This window comes from Rhodococcus (subgen. Prescottella) equi (assembly GCF_003013675.1).
In the GTDB taxonomy this organism is placed as follows: domain Bacteria; phylum Actinomycetota; class Actinomycetes; order Mycobacteriales; family Mycobacteriaceae; genus Prescottella; species Prescottella equi.
In genome coordinates this window covers 2,530,487-2,546,967 of sequence record NZ_CP027793.1, presented here as the reverse complement: position 1 = coordinate 2,546,967, position 16,481 = coordinate 2,530,487, and the positions used below count along the sequence as shown (strand labels likewise).

Sequence of the window (16,481 nt, the reverse complement as noted above, 5' to 3'; positions counted from 1 at the left end):
AGACATCTGCCCGTGTCGATCACAGACGAGATCCGCGTCCTCACGCAACCGGTCCACCCCACCGATTGGACCGACCTGGACACCAGAGCCGTCGACACCGCCCGTGTACTCGCCGCGGACGCAGTCCAGAAGGTGGGCAACGGCCACCCCGGCACCGCGATGAGCCTCGCGCCGCTGGCCTACACGCTGTTCCAGCGTGTCATGCGGCACGACCCCGCGGACGCCGACTGGATCGGCCGGGACCGCTTCGTCCTCTCCTGTGGTCACTCGAGCCTGACGCTGTACGTCCAGCTGTACCTCGCCGGTTACGGCCTCGAACTGGAAGATCTCGAGTCGCTGCGCACGTGGGGTTCCAAGACCCCGGGTCACCCCGAGCACGGCCACACCCGCGGCGTCGAGATCACCACCGGTCCCCTCGGTCAGGGTCTGGCGTCGGCCGTCGGCATGGCGATGGCCGCTCGTCGCGAGCGCGGCCTGTTCGATCCCGAGGCGGCGCCGGGCGAGAGCCCCTTCGACCATCACATCTACGTCGTCGCGTCCGACGGTGACATCGAGGAGGGTGTGACGTCGGAGGCGTCCTCGATCGCCGGGGTGCAGCAGCTGGGCAATCTGACGGTGATCTACGACGACAACAAGATCTCGATCGAGGACGACACGGCGATCGCGCTGTCCGAGGACACCGCGGCTCGCTACGAGTCCTACGGCTGGCACGTCCAGGTCGTCGAAGGCGGCGAGAACGTCGTGGCCATCGAGCAGGCGCTCGAGAAGGCCCGCGAGGTCACCGACCGGCCGTCGCTGGTCCTGCTGCGCACGATCATCGGATACCCGGCGCCGACCAAGATGAACACCGGCGCCGCGCACGGCGCCGCTCTGGGCGCCGACGAGGTCGCCGCGGTCAAGAAGGCACTCGGGTTCGATCCCGAGCGGAGCTTCGAGGTGGCGCCCGAGGTCATCGCGCACACTCGCAAGGTCGTCGATCGCGGCGTGCAGGCGCACAAGGAGTGGCAGGCGCTGTACGACGAGTGGGTCCAGCGCGCGCCCGAGGGCAAGAAGCTCCTCGACCGTCTGACCGGCCGCGACCTGCCCGCCGACTGGGCCGACGTTCTCCCCACCTGGGAGCCGGACGCCAAGGGCCTGGCCACCCGCAAGGCGTCCGCCGCGGTGCTCAACGCCGTCGGTCCGGTCCTGCCCGAGCTGTGGGGCGGCTCGGCGGACCTCGCGGAGAGCAACAACACCACGATCAAGGGCTCCGATTCGTTCGGTCCCGAATCCATCTCGACGGACATGTGGAAGGCCCAGCCGTACGGCCGGACCCTGCACTTCGGCGTTCGCGAGCACGCGATGGGCTCGATCCTCAACGGCATCGCCCTGCACGGCCCGACCCGCCCCTACGGCGGCACGTTCCTCGTCTTCAGTGACTACATGCGTCCCGCCGTCCGTCTGGCGGCGATCATGAAGACCCCGGTGGTCTACGTCTGGACGCACGACTCGATCGGTCTCGGCGAGGATGGTCCGACGCATCAGCCGATCGAGCACCTGGCGGCACTACGGGCCATTCCCGGTCTGTACGTCGTCCGCCCCGGCGACGCCAACGAGACCGCCCACGCCTGGCGGGCCGTTCTGGAGAAGGGTTCCGACGAGGCCACCCGCGCTCCGGCCGGTCTGGCCCTGACCCGCCAGGATCTCCCGGTCCTCGAGGGAACCCACTACGAGGGTGTCTCGCGCGGCGGCTACGTGCTGGCCGAGGCCTCGACCGGCACCCCCGAGGTCGTGATCATCGGAACGGGTTCGGAGCTGCAGCTCGCCGTCGCCGCCCGCGAGGCGCTCGAGGCCGAGGGCGTTCCCACTCGCGTCGTGTCGATGCCGTGTGTCGAGTGGTTCGACGCGCAGGACCAGGCGTACCGAGACGGCGTCCTTCCCCCCACGGTCAAGGCGCGGGTCGCGGTCGAGGCCGGTATCGCGATGCCGTGGTACCGCTTCGTCGGAGACGCGGGCGAGATCGTCTCGATCGAGCACTTCGGCGCGTCCGCCGACTACAAGACCCTGTTCCGCGAGTTCGGCATCACCGCCGAGGCCGTCACCGCTGCTGCGCAGCGCTCGCTCGCTCGAGTGAAGGGATGAATCGCACCATGACTCAGAACGCGAATCTGCAGAAGCTGTCCGAGGCCGGCGTCTCGGTGTGGCTCGACGATCTCTCGCGGGACCGTATCCAGTCGGGCAACCTCGCCGAGCTCGTCGCCACCAAGAGCGTCGTCGGCGTCACCACCAACCCGTCGATCTTCCAGGCCGCCCTGAGCAAGGGGCACGTCTACGACGCCCAGGTTCGTGAGCTCGCGGCCCGCGGCGCCGATGTCGAGGACACCATCCGCACGGTGACCACCGACGACGTCCGCGCGGCGTGCGACGTGCTCGCACCGCAGTTCGAGGCCAGCAACGGCAAGGACGGCCGCGTGTCGATCGAGGTCGACCCGCGGCTGGCGCACGACGCCGACAAGACCGTCGCGCAGGCGGTCGAGCTGTGGAAGATCGTGGACCGGCCCAACCTGTTCATCAAGATCCCGGCCACGGAGGCCGGGCTGCCCGCGATCACGAAGGTGATCGGCGAGGGCATCAGCGTCAACGTGACGCTGATCTTCTCCGTGGAGCGGTACCGCAAGGTCATGGACGCCTACCTGACCGGGCTCGAGGCTGCCGTGACCGCGGGTCACGATCTGTCCGAGATCCACTCGGTGGCATCGTTCTTCGTCTCCCGCGTCGACACCGAGATCGACAAGCGGCTCGACAAGATCGGCACCCCGCAGGCGCTCGAGTTGCGCGGCAAGGCGGGCGTGGCGAACGCGCGCCTCGCGTACGCCGCCTACCAGGAGGTGTTCGAGGTCGACGCCCGCTTCCACGCTCTGCTCGAGCGCGGCGCGCGCCCCCAGCGTGCGCTGTGGGCGTCGACGGGTGTGAAGAATCCCGCGTACCCCGACACCCTCTACGTCACCGAACTGGTTGCGCCCAACACGGTCAACACCATGCCGGAGAGCACCCTCGACGCGGTCGCGGACCACGGCGTGATCACCGGGGACACCACGTCCGGGACGGCGGTCGCCTCGCAGCAGGTGTTCGACGAGCTCGCGGCCGTCGGCGTCGATCTCACCGACGTCTTCCTGGTGCTCGAGAACGAGGGCGTCGAGAAGTTCGAGGTTTCGTGGAACGAGCTGCTCGACGCGACCTCGCAGCAGCTCGCCGCTGCCCGAGAGAGCTGATCAGTGAGCGGACCCGCGGCGGACGATTGGATCAACCCACTCCGGGACAGCAGGGACCGGCGACTGCCTCGCATCGCCGGCCCCTGTGGCCTCGTGATCTTCGGGGTCACAGGCGATTTGGCACGCAAGAAGCTGATGCCCGCGGTGTACGACCTGGCCAACAGAGGGCTTCTGCCGCCCGGGTTCGCTCTCGTCGGGTTCGCTCGGCGCGACTGGGCGGACCAGGATTTCGCGCAGGTGGTGCACGACGCCGTGCGCGAACACTCCCGCACCCCCTTCAGCGAGGACGTGTGGGAGCAGCTCGCGAAGGGCATCCGCTTCGTCCACGGCAGCTTCGACGACGCCGAGGCCTTCACCGAGTTGTCGCACACTCTCGACGCACTGGACCGCGAACGCGGGACACGCGGTAATCACGCGTTCTACCTGTCGATTCCACCGGCCCAGTTCCCGACGGTCTGCGAGCAGTTGTCGCGGTCGGGACTGGCCAAGTCGGCGGACGGCCAGTGGCGGCGCGTGGTGATCGAGAAGCCGTTCGGCCACGACCTCGAGAGCGCTCGTGAACTGAACGCTGTCGTGAACAACGTGTTCCCCGAGGACACCGTGTTCCGGATCGACCACTACCTGGGCAAGGAGACGGTCCAGAACATCCTGGCGCTGCGGTTCGCCAACCAGTTGTTCGACCCGATCTGGAACGCCCACTACGTCGACCACGTGCAGATCACGATGGCCGAGGACATCGGTCTCGGCGGCCGGGCCGGCTACTACGACGGCATCGGTGCGGCCCGCGACGTGATCCAGAACCACCTGCTCCAGTTGCTCGCGTTCACCGCGATGGAGGAGCCGATCAGCTTCGAGCCCGCCGAACTGCAGGCGGAGAAGATCAAGGTGCTGTCGGCGACCCGCCTCGCGGAACCGCTCGACGAGACCACCGCCCGCGGCCAGTACGCCGGCGGTTGGCAGGGCGGCCGCAAGGTCGTCGGACTCCTCGAGGAGGAGGGTTTCGCGAAGGACTCGAAGACGGAGACCTACGCGGCGATCACCCTCGAGGTGGATACCCGCCGCTGGGCGGGCGTGCCGTTCTACCTGCGCACCGGTAAGCGTCTGGGCCGCCGGGTCACCGAGATCGCCGTGGTGTTCAAGCGGGCGCCGCATCTGCCGTTCGACGCCACCATGACCGAGGATCTCGGTCAGAACGCGCTCGTGATCCGGGTCCAGCCCGACGAGGGCGTCACCATGCGGTTCGGTTCCAAGGTGCCCGGGTCGAGCATGGAGGTCCGGGACGTCAACATGGACTTCAGCTACGGGCAGGCGTTCACGGAGTCGTCGCCCGAGGCCTACGAGCGACTGATCCTCGACGTTCTACTCGGTGAGCCGTCGCTGTTCCCGGTCAATGCCGAGGTGGAGCTGTCCTGGAAGATCCTCGATCCCGTCCTCGAGCACTGGGCGGAGAACGGCAAACCCGAGCCGTACGAGGCAGGAACCTGGGGTCCGCCGTCCGCGCAGGAAATGATGCGCCGCACCGGTCGTGAATGGAGAAGGCCGTGATCATCGAGCTGCCCGGAACCACCACCGGGGCGATCAACAAGAAGCTCGTGGAGCTTCGTGAATCCGGTGGCGCCGTGACGCTGGGCCGGGTCCTGACGCTGGTCGTGTGCACGCGGGACAGCAAGAACTCCGAGGACGTCATCGACGCCGCGAACGAGGCCAGCCGGGAGCACCCGTGTCGCGTCATCGTCGTTGCGCGCGGATCTCGTTCGGAGGAAACACATCTCGACGCCGAGATCCGGGTCGGCGGCGACGCCGGCGCGTCCGAGGTCGTGATCCTGCGCGTGTTCGGCGAGCTCGCCGACCACGAGGCGAGTGTCGTGGTGCCGTTCCTGCTGCCCGACACCCCCGTCGTGGCGTGGTGGCCGGACGACGCCCCCACCGTGCCGGCACTGGATCCGGTGGGACGGTTGGCGATCCGCCGGATCACCGATGCGACCGGTGCGGACGATCCGACCGCGACCATCAAGAGCCGACTCGGCTCGTACACCGCCGGCGACACCGACCTGGCGTGGAGTCGAATCACCTACTGGCGTGCGCTGCTGACGTCGGCGCTGGATCAGCCGCCGCACGAGCAGATCGTGTCCGCGACGGTGTCGGGGCTGGCCACCGAGCCTGCGCTCGACATCCTGGCGGGCTGGCTTGCGGACCGTATCGACGGCCCGGTCCGGAGGCAGACGGGTCCGCTGTTCGTCGAACTGCAGCTCACCAACGACGACCGCATCGCGATCAGCCGTCCGCAGGTCGAGACCACCGCAACCCTGAGCCGCGTCGGGCAGCCGGATGCACTGGTTGCCCTGGCGCGACGCGAGACCCGGGACTGCCTCGCGGAGGAACTGCGTCGTCTCGATCCCGACGAGATCTACGAGGCCGCCCTGACCGGACTGTCGAAGGTGGAATATGTCTGATCCGAACGAGATTCACCGCTTCGCCGACACCGACGCCCTCGTGCGCGCGGCCGCCGAGCGTTTCGTCGATGCAGTGGTCGCGGCCCAACGGTCGCGCGGTTCCGCCGCCGTCGTCCTCACCGGCGGCGGTACGGGGATCGCCCTTCTCGAACATGTCCGCGCCAACCCGGGGGCGATCGACTGGGCCGCGCTGGACGTGTTCTTCGGCGACGAGCGCTTCCTGCCCACCGGCGATCCGGAGCGTAACGAGGTCCAGGCGCACCGGGCACTGCTCGATCACGTGCCGGTCGATCCGGCGCGCGTGCACGTCATGGCGGCGTCGGACGGCGCGTACAACAGCGATCCGGTCACGGCCGCAGCCGCGTACGGAGAGGTGCTCGAGACGTTCGCCGCGGGCCGCGCCGGTCCCCTGTTCGACGTGCACCTACTCGGCATGGGCGGAGAGGGGCACGTCAATTCGCTGTTCCCCCACACCGACGCGGTTCGTGAGGCGGAACAGTTGGTGGTGGCGGTCACCGATTCCCCCAAGCCGCCGCCGGTGCGCGTGACGCTCACGCTGCCGGCGTTGCAATCTGCGCGCGAAGTGTGGCTGATCGTCTCGGGTGAGGCGAAGGCCGACGCGGTCGCCGCGGCGGTCGGCGGCGCCCGCCCCGACGAGATTCCGGCCGCGGGCGCTCGGGGCGTCGAGAAGACCGTGTGGCTGCTCGACGAGGGCGCGGCGAGCGGACTCCCCCGCTCCTGAGCTCACCGGTCACTCCGACTCGTCCTCGAGAGCCGTTCCCGGATTCCGCGGCGGTGCAAGCTCTCCGGTGTCGGTCACGTTCGCGCGTGGCCGACACCCGGCAGCCAGCAGCTCCCGGCTCCGTGGTCCGCTCACGCCGCGCGATCCGAGACGCCGGTACGTCGTCTCCCTCGGCCGTCGCTCCATGTTCCGACTCCCCTCTCGTTCGCCAGACCTCATCCGTTCGATCAGTAGGACGTGGGCGGCGGTCGATCGGTTCCCTGCCCACGGTGGGGACGATTCCGGCGGTAGTCTGCGGCAGTGGACCGTGACGAGTACCTGACGACGCTGGCTGCCGTGCTGGACGCACACACCGATGCCGCTGCCGCGAAACTGTCGGCGATTCTCGATGCGCTGCCGGCGGAGGCGACCGAACTGTGCATCGACGTGTTCCCCGATCAGGACGGTGAGGGCACGTTCGACGTCTGGGTTCGCCTGGAAGGGCCCGACTACTTCACGCTCAACAAGCACATCGACGCCCACCGACACCTTTTCGGCATCGTATACACGGAGGAGGGGGTCGAACCCGACGTGCCACTGATGTCCCGCAATGCTCCGTTCGTCGTCGAGGATGCGGTCGTCGACGCCGCCGCGGCGTGGCTGACGGACCTGTGGACACGCGTCGGCGCCTCCCGTTCCTCGGTGCCGTGGCTGATCGACGGCGAAGACGGCAGCGGCACCGTCACACCGCTGGCGTTCGAGCCCACCGGAACCTGACGAGGACCACGCCCGCTCACCCGCGCAGGGCGTCGGACAGGGCCACGGTCGACTCGGCGCCCGCCATCGGCAGGGTGTAGTGCGAGACGCCGGCCACCGTCTCGATCCCGGCGTGGGGCAGTCTCTTCCGGACACCCGCCTCCACCTTCCCGATGTCGTGGATCCGGCTGCGCCCGGCGAGCAGCACCGTCGTCGGGCACACCACCCGCTCGAGGGCCCCCGGTCGTGGACGTCCGGGCACGACCGGCCGCGTCGACGGGAAGTGTGCGGCGCCGTAAGCGACGAGATCGAGCCAGTCCCGGTCGATCTCCGATCCTGCTGTCTCCCAGCCGATCAGCGCTCGCTGCCGTGCAGCAGTGGGACGCAACAGCAGGGGCACCGCCCGCAGGAGGTAGTCCGGGCGAAAACCGGCGAAACAGGAGTTCGGGTCGAGCAGGACCAGACGGTCGACCCGTCCGGGGTGCCGCGCCGCGAAGGCGAGGGCAACCATCGCCCCGTACGAATGTCCCACGACGGCCACGGATTCGAGCCCGAGTGCGCCCAGCACGTCGCTCAGCCACCACATCAGGTCCTCGACCGAGCGCAGTCGCTCGCCGACGACGCTGCGACCGGGATCGCCGAGGAAGTCGATCGCGTACACGCGGTGCTCGTCGGTGAGTTGGCTCGCGCCGACGAACCACGACGTCGACGTCGCCCCGCCGCCGCTCAGCAGCACTACCGGCGCCGCATCGGTCGGACCGCACGCGTTGACACGGGTGATCCCGTGCCGCGTCGGGACGTCGACGCCGACGGTCCCGGCGGGCCACTTGGCCAGGACCCGGTCGTAGCGCTGCAGGAAACCCAGCCCCGCCGCCGTGACGGCGAAGTCTTCGGTGGTGCCGCGCCTCATCTCGTCCCCCTCAACCCATTATCTCGATGATCGAGAGACTAGACTAGCGAGAGAACCACGTCGAGGATCGGAGCCCACGCGCATGACCCACAGTCGGGACGACGACGCAATGGCGCTCGTGCACCGGGTCCGGGCACTCACCGTCGAACTGAACCTCCTGGGCGCAGAGTTCGCGAACCGGAACGACCTGCACACCACCGATCTGCGGGCCCTCATCTGCCTGCTCGACGCCGCGCGTTCCGGCACTCCGTCCACACCCGGATGGCTGGGCGGGCAGTTGTCCCTCAGCTCGGCCTCGACGACCGCACTGATCGACCGACTGGAGACGGCGGGACTTCTCGAGCGGGGCCGCGACACGGCGGATCGCCGGCGGGTCCTGGTGACGGTGACGCCGAAGGCGGAAGAACTCGGGTGGTCCTTCTTCGGCCCGCTGATCGGCCGGGCCGTGGCCGCGATCGAGACGTTCTCGCACGAGGAGCGGGAAACCGTCTCGGCGTTCCTCACCCGGATGCGCGAGGCCGCCGCCGACGCCCGAACCGAGCTCGCACCGGATCGCTGAGGGACGGGGCTGCGCCGCGGACCCGGCGCTACCCGCTGTTGCGCAGCGCCGTCGCGAGCCCGTTCATGGTGAGCTGGATCCCGCGCCGGACATTGTCCGAGTCGTCACCGGCGCGGTAGCGGCGCAACAGCTCCACCTGCAGATGGTTGAGCGGCTCGAGATACGGGAAACGGTTGTGCACCGACCGATCCAGCGCGGGGTTGTCCCACAGCAGGTTGTCGTGACCGGTGACGGCCCGGTACATCGCGAGGGTGCGCGCGTGTTCGGCGGAGATCTTGCCGAACACCTCTTCGCGTAGCTCCGCGTCGGGCACGAGTTCGGAATACCGTGCAGCCAGCCCCATGTCGGACTTCGACAGCACCTGCGCCATGTTCGAGAGCACCGTTCGGAAGAACGGCCACCGCTCGTACAGATCGGTCAGTGTCGCCAGCCGACCCGCGTCGTCGCCGACCCACTTCTCGAACGCCGTTCCGGTGCCGTACCAGCCGGGCAGCATGACCCGCGACTGGCTCCACGACAACACCCACGGGATGGCGCGCAGATCCGAGATCGACTGCGTCTGTTTGCGTGACGCCGGCCTGCTGCCGATGTTGAGTGCGCCGATCTCCGCGACCGGCGTCGACGCCTCGAAGTACTCGACGAACCCCGGGGTGTCGTGCACGAGATCGGCGTACGCGACCCGTGCCAGTTCCGCGAGTTCGTCGAGGACGGCGTACGCCGGCGCGGCGTCGTCGCCCAGGCCCTCGACGTCGAGCAGGGTCGATTCGAGGGTCGCGGACACCAGTGCCTCGAGGTTGCGCCGCGCCAGACGCGGCTCGGCGTACTTCGCGGCGATGATCTCGCCCTGCTCGGTGATCCGGAGCGATCCCTCGACGGCACCGGGAGGCTGCGCGAGGATCGCGTCGTAGCTGGGGCCACCGCCGCGTCCCACGGTGCCGCCGCGACCGTGGAACAGTCGCAGCCTGATTCCCTTCTCGCGGGCCACTCGGACGAGGTCCAGCTCGGCCCGGTACAGCGCCCAGTTCGCGGCGAGGTAGCCGCCGTCCTTGTTGGAGTCGGAGTAGCCGAGCATCACTTCCTGGCTGTCCCCGCGATTGGCGACGAGAGCCCGGTACAGCGGGACATCCAGGGTGGCGGTGAGGGTTTCCGCGCCGTGCCGCAGATCCTCGATCGTCTCGAACAGCGGAACGATCCCCACCGGGCACCGCGGTCCGGCCTCGCCGTCCGGGTCGAACAATCCGACCTCGGCCAGCAGGATCGCCGCCTCGAGCATGTCGCTGACCGACTCGCACATGCTGATGACGTAGTTCGGGATCGCCTCGGGGCCGATCCGGTCCACGGCGTCGGCGGCGGCGCGCAGGATGCCGAGTTCCTTCGTGGTGAGTTCGCTGAACTCGGCGTGCGGGCCGGCGAGAGGACGACGCGTCGCCAGCTCGCGCGTCAGCAACGCGATCCGCTCGTCCTCCGGCAGCGACGCGTAGTCCGGGTGTACGCCGGACCAGGCCAGCAACTCCGCCACCACCGTCTCGTGTACTTCCGAGTTCTGCCGCATGTCGAGACCACACAGGTGGAACCCGAACACTTCCACGGAGTTTCGCAGCTGGGCCAGGCGGTCGTCGGCCACGGTGCCGTCGCCGTGCGAGCGCAGCGACGTGTCGATGATCTCGAGATCCGCGAGCAGCTCGGCGGGGTCGCGGTAGTCCGGAAGCTCTCCGGCGACCGCATGCGCGGCCGGGTGACCGAGGATGCGTGCCGCCGTGCCGGTGAGCCTCGCCCGCAGGCCCCGCACGGCCCGGCGGTACGGCTCGTCCGCCCGGAACGCCGACTCGTCACCGGACTCGTCGGCCAGCCGGTTCAGCTCCGGGGTGACGGTGACCAGCCTCGCCGACATCGACAGCTCCCGCTCGAGGACCTCCAGTTCGGCGAGATGGTGTTCGAGCGCGGTCTCCGATGCGCGGTGGGTGGCACGTGCGACCACGTCGGCGGTGACGTACGGGTTGCCGTCGCGGTCGCCACCGATCCACGAGCCGGGCCGCAGCATCGGCTCGGTGAGCACTCCCGAATCCGGCCAGCGGCTGCGCAGCGCATCGCGCAGTTCCGCATTGATCCTCGGCACCACCTCGAACAGGGACGCGTCGTAGTACCGCAGTCCCACCTCGATCTCGTCCTGGATCCGCAAGCGCGACAGCCGGATCAGCGCCGTCTGCCACAGGGTGAGGATCTGCCGCCGCAACTGGCGGTCGACGGCGTCTGCCTCGGCGGGATCGACGGACACCCACTCCCGCCTCCGCATCAGTTCCATGATCCGGTTCTGGGTCTCGAAAACCGTCCGTCGGCGCGTTTCGGTGGGATGAGCGGTGATGACTGGTGCGACGAGGGCACCCGCGAGCGCACCCGCAGCGATCTCCGGATCCACCGGTGCGGCATCGAGTTTCGCGTAGGTGGCCGCGAGGGTGCTGTCCTGCGGAGGTTCGCCTGCCCGGACGTGGATCGCCCGCCGGCGTTCACGGTGGATGTCCTCGGCGACGTTCGCAAGCAACGCGAAGTGACTGAAGGCACGAATGACAGGGATCGCGTCGGCGGTGTCGACGGTCGAGAAGAGCTCGGCCAGCTCGGCCCGGTCGATCTCCGACCGGCGGACCCGGAACGACTCGACACGGGCTCGTTCGACCAGGTCGAAGACGTCCTCGCCGGCCTGCTCGCGGACGATGTCGCCGAGGATCCCGCCGAGGAGGCGGATGTCGTCACGCAGCGGCTCGGTGGCGGCGCGCGGCGCGGACGTGACGGAAGAGGCTGCAGATGAATCCGAGGTCCCGGTCATCACCCGATTATCGGCCGACGGCCGGTCCCCCGCACAGCAACGACGCGACGGCGTCAGCCCTTCCAGATCACCTTCGACGGGGTCAACCGGACGATGACCCGCGGGGTGTCGGGGGCGTCGTGTTCCCACCGCTGCGCGCCGGTGTACTTCCGGGCCAGCTTGTGGATGAGGGATCCACCGGGGTCGTCGGCGATCGTGGTGGTGCCGCGGATCTCGACGTAGCTGTACGGGCCACTCGCCGGGTAGACGAGCACCGTCGCACGAGGATCGCGCAGGAGGTTGTCCGTCTTGCGGCGCCCCCGGACAGTGGATATGAGGACGTCGTCACCGTCCCGCTCGAGCCAGACGACGGACAGCTGCGGCTGGCCGCCCGGTTCGACGGTGGCGAGCGTCGCGAACTCCGGCGCATCGATCAGCGCCGCAGCGGCATCGGGGATGGTCGCGGAACTGTGGTACCCCGCCATCGTCAGCTGAACTTGATCTCGAGTCCGATGCCGAGGATCGCGATCAGCCAGATCGCCGCCGTGAAGACCGTCATACGGTCGAGGTTCTTCTCGACGACGCTCGAACCGGCCAGACTCGACTGGACACCGCCACCGAAGAGGCTGGACAGACCGCCGCCCTTACCGCGATGCAGCAGAATCAGGAGAATCAGCAGCAGGCTGGTGATGACCAGCAGGATGTCCAGGAACAGTGCCATTTCGGTATTCGCTGCCCTTCACGCACGACGGAATTCGGCCACTAGCGCGCCCAGCTTACCTGGTACTCCCCCGGCGAGCCGCAAGCCCGACATCCGGAGCGCCTCGGCGTCGGCCAGGGGGTGGATGCCGGGCGCCACAGTCCTCCCGCACAGTGAGATGCCCCACTTTTGTGGCACAACGTGCCGCACTACCTTCCGTACTGTCAGCACCCCGACGAGGAAGGCCTCACCATGACGCACCGCTCCACAGCTCTGCGCCGCACCACCCGAGCCGCCACGGCAATCGCCGTGTCCGGCTCGTTCCTGTTCGCCGGAACCGCCGCCGCCGAGGCCGCCGGGTCGGTCGACCTGCCGTCGTTCGGCTCGCTCGGGACGTTCGGCTCGTCGGCTCCGACGACGGTGGAGGCTCCGCGGCTCGCGACCGTCGACAACTTCCGCGACGTCGCGGGCCCCGGCTACGAGACCCCTTTCGGCCACATGCGCACCGGCGTGTTCTATCGCGCGAACGCGATCACGCCCGACGACGCGGACCTCGCCACCCTCGACGGGCTGAAGCTGTCGGCGGTCTACGACCTGCGGACGAACGAGGAAGTGGCGCAGAAGGCCGACCGGCTCCCCGACGGACCCGAGTACGTCCGCATCCCGATTCTGTCCGGCGACCTGGCCGCCGGCGTCGCCCAGTTGCGGACCCCCGACGACGCCCGACGCTTCATGCAGGACATGAACCGCTCGTTCGTCACCGATCCGGCCGCGCGCGCAGGCTTCGCGCAACTGCTCACGGACTTGGCGAACACCGCCGGACCGCAGGTCTACCACTGCACCGCCGGCAAGGACCGGACCGGCTGGACGTCGGCACTACTGCAGAGCATCGCCGGGGTTTCCGGTGCCGACATCATGAGCGACTACCTGCTCACCAACGAGTACACGGCCGCGTCGATGGAACGCACCTACGAGGGCATCAAGGCGAGCCGGGGGCAGGCCGTCGCGGACATCTATCGCCCCCTGCTCGGTGTGGACGCCGGCTATCTGCAGGCGGGCCTCGACGAGCTCGCGGCGAAGTACGGCAGTGTGCAGAACTATCTGCTCGACGGTCTCGACCTGTCGCCGGTGACGATCGCCAAGCTGCGTATCAAGCTGTTCGCCTGACCCCGCAGACGAACAGCGCTGGGCGTGAGCGAATCTCGCGCACGCCCAGCACGGCGCCCAACCGCTGAGTGAGACGCGTCACATCGACCGTCCGTCCACGCGCTACCTTCCGGGCGGAAGCCACCATCGCGGAAGGACTCACTGTGACGAAACCTGTGCACGACAAGCGTTTCCCGCGCACCCGCGCCACGACCACCCTCGCCCTCACAGCCGCACTGCTGCTCGCCGGACCTGTCGTCGCCGAAGCGTCGTCGCTCCCCGGCTTCGGATCGTCGGGATCCGGATCCGCCGCGGTCGATACGCCCGAGACCCCGAGACTGGCGTCGGTGAACAATTTTCGGGACATCGCCGGCACCGGAGCCGGCTACGAAGGTCTCGGCGGCCTGCACGTCAACCGCGGCGTGTTCTATCGCTCGAACACTCTCGCGCCGACGCCTGCAGACCTGCAGACACTCGGTTCGCTCGGACTGACCGCCGTGTACGACCTGCGCACCGACCAGGAGATCGCCGCGAACCCGGACGTGCTCCCGGACGGCGTCCGGTACCAGCAGATCCAGGTCCTGTCGGCCGACCCCAGTGGCGACATCGCCGGGCTGCGCAGCCCCGAGGAGGCCCGCGCCTACGTAGAGGCCGGTTACCGTGACACCGTCACGGACGAGACGTCCCGCCGCGGCTACGCACTGCTACTCACGCAACTTGCGAACACCTCCGGGCCGCAGGTCTTCCACTGCACCGCCGGCAAGGACCGCACCGGTTGGGCCACCGCCCTGCTCCTCGGCATCGCCGGTGTGCCCCGGCAGACGATCGTGGACGATTACCTGCTCTCGAACGAATACTCCGCCGAGACGATCCGGGCCACCCTGGACCGGATCACCGCCACGAAGGGTCCCGAGGCAGCCGAGATCTACCGGCAGCTGATCGGGGTCGACGCCGGTTACCTCGAGGCGTCGTTCGACGAACTCGAACGCACCTACGGCTCGTTCGACCGCTATCTGACGGAGGGACTGGGACTGACGATCGGCACCGTCACCGAACTCCGACTGAAACTGCTCGCCTGACCCTGCACACTGTCGCCCTGATCCACCAAAAGCGCGGGGCGCGTGACCTTTCCGGCCACGCGCCCCGCGCATCGTTCAGTCGCTACCCGGTCACGGGAGCGGTCCGCCGGCCGCGATGGCCGACAGGGTCGCGAACTCGTCCGCCTTGAGCGAGGCCCCGCCGACGAGGCCACCGTCGATGTCGGGCTGAGCGATGAGCTCGCCGACGTTCTTGGCGTTGACCGAACCGCCGTAGAGGACCCGCACGGCCTGGGCGATCTCCGCTGACGCCAGCTCGGCGAGCGTGTCACGCACCGCCTTGCAGACTTCCTGCGCGTCGGCAGCCGAGGCCACCTTGCCGGTGCCGATGGCCCAGACGGGTTCGTACGCGACGACGATCTTCGAGATCTCGTCGGGCGACAGACCCGCCAGCGAAGCCTTCAGCTGCGCAACGTTGAACGACACGTGCTCGCCGGCCTCGCGGATGTTCAGGCCCTCACCGATGCAGACGATCGGGGTGATCCCGTATCGCAGCGCGGCCTTGGTCTTGGCGAGGACGGTCTCGTCGGACTCGCCGTGCAGCGTGCGCCGCTCGGAGTGGCCGACGACCACGAACGTGCAGCCCAGCTTGGCCAGCATCGAGCCGCTGATCTCGCCGGTGTACGCACCCGACTCGTGGGCGGAGACGTCCTGGGCACCGTAGGTGAGCAGGAGCTTGTCGCCCTCGACCAGCGTCTGCACGGTGCGGATGTCGGTGAACGGCGGGAGCACGGTCACGTCGACCTTCTCGAAGTACTTCGCGGGCAACGAGAAAGCGATCTTCTGCACCAGAGCGATGGCCTCGAGATGGTTGAGGTTCATCTTCCAGTTGCCGGCGATCAAAGGCTTACGTGCCATGCCTCAGTCCTCCAGCGCTCGGTCTTCGAGGGCACTGATGCCGGGAAGCGTCTTGCCCTCGAGGTACTCGAGGGACGCGCCGCCGCCGGTCGAGATGTGCGAGAAGCCGTCCTCGGGCAGGCCGAGCTGACGCACGGCCGCCGCGGAGTCGCCGCCGCCGACGACGCTGAACGCGCCCTTGCCCGTGGCCTCGATGATCGCTTCGGCGACACCCTTGGTGCCGGCCGCGAACTTCTCGAACTCGAACACGCCCATCGGGCCGTTCCAGAACACCGTCTTGGCACCCGAGAGGATCGCCGCGAAGCGCTCCACCGACTGCGGTCCGATGTCCAGTCCCATCCAGCCGTCCGGGATGTCCAGGACGGAGACCGTCTTCGACTCGGCGTCCGCCGAGAACGAATCGGCGATCACCACGTCCTGCGGGATGTGGATGACGTCCGCGTAGCGCTCGAGCAGGCCCTTGCAGGTCTCGATCATCTCTTCCTGGCACAGCGAGTTGCCGACCGAAACACCCTGTGCGGCAAGGAAGGTGTAGTACATGCCGCCACCGATGACGAGGGTGTCGACCTTGGGTGCCAGCGCCTCGATCACGGCGAGCTTGTCCGACACCTTCGAACCGCCGAGCACGACCGCGTACGGACGCTCGGAGTCCTGCGTGAGCTTCTGCAGGACGTCGACCTCGGCCGCGACCAGGTTGCCCGCGTAGTGGGGCAGCAGTTTGGCAATGTCATATACCGACGCCTGCTTGCGGTGCACGACACCGAAACCGTCGGAGACGAACGCGCCTTCCCCGTCGACCAGGTCGACGAGCGCCTTCGCGAGCGCCTCGCGCTCGGCGTCGTCCTTGCTGGTCTCACGCGGATCGAAGCGGATGTTCTCGAGCAGGAGGACATCGCCGTCCGTCAGGCCCTCGGACCGCGCGAGCGCATCCTGGCCGACGACGTCACCTGCGAGCTGGACGTTGCGGCCCAGCACCTCACCGAGTTTCGCGGCGACCGGCGCCAGCGACAGCGCGGGGTCGAATTCACCCTTGGGACGGCCCAGGTGCGCCATCACGATCACCTTGGCGCCGGCCTCGGCCAGTGCCGAGATGGTCGGCGCCGAAGCGATGATGCGGCCCGGATCGGTGATGGTTCCGTTGTCCAGCGGGACATTCAGGTCGGAGCGCACCAGCACGGTACGGCCCTCGACACCTTCGTCCAACAGGTCTTGCAGAGTCTTGACAGACAT

At 68.6% G+C, this 16,481-nt stretch carries 15 protein-coding genes; 9 read left to right on the top strand and 6 right to left on the bottom strand.

The window, feature by feature from the left end:
• The first annotated feature begins 12 nt into the window (after nt 1–12).
• From tkt to C7H75_RS11995, 6 genes are all read left to right on the top strand, one after another.
• Entirely contained in the window at nt 13–2,121 is a 2,109-nt protein-coding gene (tkt, locus tag C7H75_RS12020; RefSeq protein WP_084848180.1) for a transketolase, read from the top strand.
• A gap of 8 nt (nt 2,122–2,129) precedes the next feature.
• Nucleotides 2,130–3,251, top strand: a complete 1,122-nt coding sequence (gene tal / locus C7H75_RS12015; protein ID WP_106852009.1) for a transaldolase — start codon at nt 2,130–2,132, stop codon at nt 3,249–3,251.
• Nucleotides 3,252–3,254: 3 nt separating this feature from the next.
• Nucleotides 3,255–4,796: a glucose-6-phosphate dehydrogenase gene (gene zwf, locus C7H75_RS12010; RefSeq protein WP_005513383.1), complete on the top strand. Its 1,542-nt coding sequence runs from the start codon at nt 3,255–3,257 to the stop codon at nt 4,794–4,796.
• Nucleotides 4,793–5,704: a glucose-6-phosphate dehydrogenase assembly protein OpcA gene (opcA, locus tag C7H75_RS12005; protein WP_013415948.1), complete on the top strand. Its 912-nt coding sequence runs from the start codon at nt 4,793–4,795 to the stop codon at nt 5,702–5,704. The genes zwf and opcA overlap by 4 nt, the downstream gene beginning before the upstream one ends.
• Nucleotides 5,697–6,446 carry a 6-phosphogluconolactonase gene (gene pgl / locus C7H75_RS12000; protein ID WP_106851382.1) on the top strand — a complete coding sequence of 250 codons (750 nt, stop codon included), beginning with the start codon at nt 5,697–5,699 and terminating at the stop codon, nt 6,444–6,446. Before opcA ends, pgl begins: the two co-directional genes overlap by 8 nt.
• 300 nt (nt 6,447–6,746) lie before the next feature.
• Nucleotides 6,747–7,202 carry a DUF6389 family protein gene (locus C7H75_RS11995; RefSeq protein WP_106851381.1) on the top strand — a complete coding sequence of 152 codons (456 nt, stop codon included), beginning with the start codon at nt 6,747–6,749 and terminating at the stop codon, nt 7,200–7,202.
• 16 nt (nt 7,203–7,218) lie between these two features.
• On the opposite strand, the gene C7H75_RS11990 is transcribed toward C7H75_RS11995, so the two are convergent.
• Nucleotides 7,219–8,091, bottom strand: a complete 873-nt coding sequence (locus C7H75_RS11990) for an alpha/beta fold hydrolase (protein WP_106851380.1) — start codon at nt 8,089–8,091, stop codon at nt 7,219–7,221.
• An 82-nt stretch (nt 8,092–8,173) separates the two neighbouring features.
• On the opposite strand from C7H75_RS11990, the gene C7H75_RS11985 reads away from it, so the two are divergent.
• The gene (locus C7H75_RS11985) at nt 8,174–8,650 is read left to right on the top strand and encodes a MarR family winged helix-turn-helix transcriptional regulator (RefSeq protein WP_022595774.1); all 477 of its coding nucleotides are present in this window, start codon (nt 8,174–8,176) and stop codon (nt 8,648–8,650) included.
• 28 nt (nt 8,651–8,678) lie between these two features.
• Here C7H75_RS11985 and ppc read toward each other — a convergent pair whose 3' ends face one another.
• From ppc to secG, 3 genes are read right to left on the bottom strand one after another with little or no spacing between them, the layout of a single operon-like run.
• A complete protein-coding gene (ppc, locus tag C7H75_RS11980; RefSeq protein WP_084955701.1) occupies nt 8,679–11,471 on the bottom strand; it encodes a phosphoenolpyruvate carboxylase in 2,793 nt (930 codons plus the stop codon).
• Between the two features lie 53 nt (nt 11,472–11,524).
• On the bottom strand, nt 11,525–11,935 hold the full coding sequence (locus C7H75_RS11975; protein WP_013415943.1) for a PPOX class F420-dependent oxidoreductase: 411 nt from the start codon (nt 11,933–11,935) through the stop codon (nt 11,525–11,527).
• Nucleotides 11,936–11,937: 2 nt separating this feature from the next.
• Nucleotides 11,938–12,171, bottom strand: coding sequence for a preprotein translocase subunit SecG (gene secG, locus C7H75_RS11970; RefSeq protein ID WP_005513393.1), 234 nt, complete (start codon nt 12,169–12,171; stop codon nt 11,938–11,940).
• Between the two features lie 231 nt (nt 12,172–12,402).
• Here secG and C7H75_RS11965 point away from each other — a divergent pair, with 231 nt between their 5' ends.
• Both C7H75_RS11965 and C7H75_RS11960 read left to right on the top strand, forming a co-directional pair.
• A complete protein-coding gene (locus C7H75_RS11965; protein ID WP_041674214.1) occupies nt 12,403–13,317 on the top strand; it encodes a tyrosine-protein phosphatase in 915 nt (304 codons plus the stop codon).
• Between the two features lie 143 nt (nt 13,318–13,460).
• Entirely contained in the window at nt 13,461–14,375 is a 915-nt protein-coding gene (locus tag C7H75_RS11960) for a tyrosine-protein phosphatase (protein WP_049799477.1), read from the top strand.
• A gap of 90 nt (nt 14,376–14,465) precedes the next feature.
• Here C7H75_RS11960 and tpiA read toward each other — a convergent pair whose 3' ends face one another.
• Nucleotides 14,466–15,251, bottom strand: coding sequence for a triose-phosphate isomerase (gene tpiA / locus C7H75_RS11955; RefSeq protein WP_005513397.1), 786 nt, complete (start codon nt 15,249–15,251; stop codon nt 14,466–14,468).
• Between the two features lie 3 nt (nt 15,252–15,254).
• On the bottom strand, nt 15,255–16,481 hold the full coding sequence (locus C7H75_RS11950; RefSeq protein WP_013415940.1) for a phosphoglycerate kinase: 1,227 nt from the start codon (nt 16,479–16,481) through the stop codon (nt 15,255–15,257).

Excerpts from the sequence above, each read along its gene's own strand:
- tal (WP_106852009.1), top strand. The coding sequence starts at position 2,130 with ATGACTCAGAACGCGAATCTGCAGAAGCTGTCCGAGGCCGGCGTCTCG.
- pgl (WP_106851382.1), top strand. The coding sequence starts at position 5,697 with ATGTCTGATCCGAACGAGATTCACCGCTTCGCCGACACCGACGCCCTC.
- C7H75_RS11990 (WP_106851380.1), bottom strand. The coding sequence starts at position 8,091 with ATGAGGCGCGGCACCACCGAAGACTTCGCCGTCACGGCGGCGGGGCTG.
- C7H75_RS11985 (WP_022595774.1), top strand. The coding sequence starts at position 8,174 with ATGACCCACAGTCGGGACGACGACGCAATGGCGCTCGTGCACCGGGTC.
- ppc (WP_084955701.1), bottom strand. The coding sequence starts at position 11,471 with ATGACCGGGACCTCGGATTCATCTGCAGCCTCTTCCGTCACGTCCGCG.
- C7H75_RS11975 (WP_013415943.1), bottom strand. The coding sequence starts at position 11,935 with ATGGCGGGGTACCACAGTTCCGCGACCATCCCCGATGCCGCTGCGGCG.
- secG (WP_005513393.1), bottom strand. The coding sequence starts at position 12,171 with ATGGCACTGTTCCTGGACATCCTGCTGGTCATCACCAGCCTGCTGCTG.
- C7H75_RS11965 (WP_041674214.1), top strand. The coding sequence starts at position 12,403 with ATGACGCACCGCTCCACAGCTCTGCGCCGCACCACCCGAGCCGCCACG.
- tpiA (WP_005513397.1), bottom strand. The coding sequence starts at position 15,251 with ATGGCACGTAAGCCTTTGATCGCCGGCAACTGGAAGATGAACCTCAAC.
- C7H75_RS11950 (WP_013415940.1), bottom strand. The coding sequence starts at position 16,481 with ATGTCTGTCAAGACTCTGCAAGACCTGTTGGACGAAGGTGTCGAGGGC.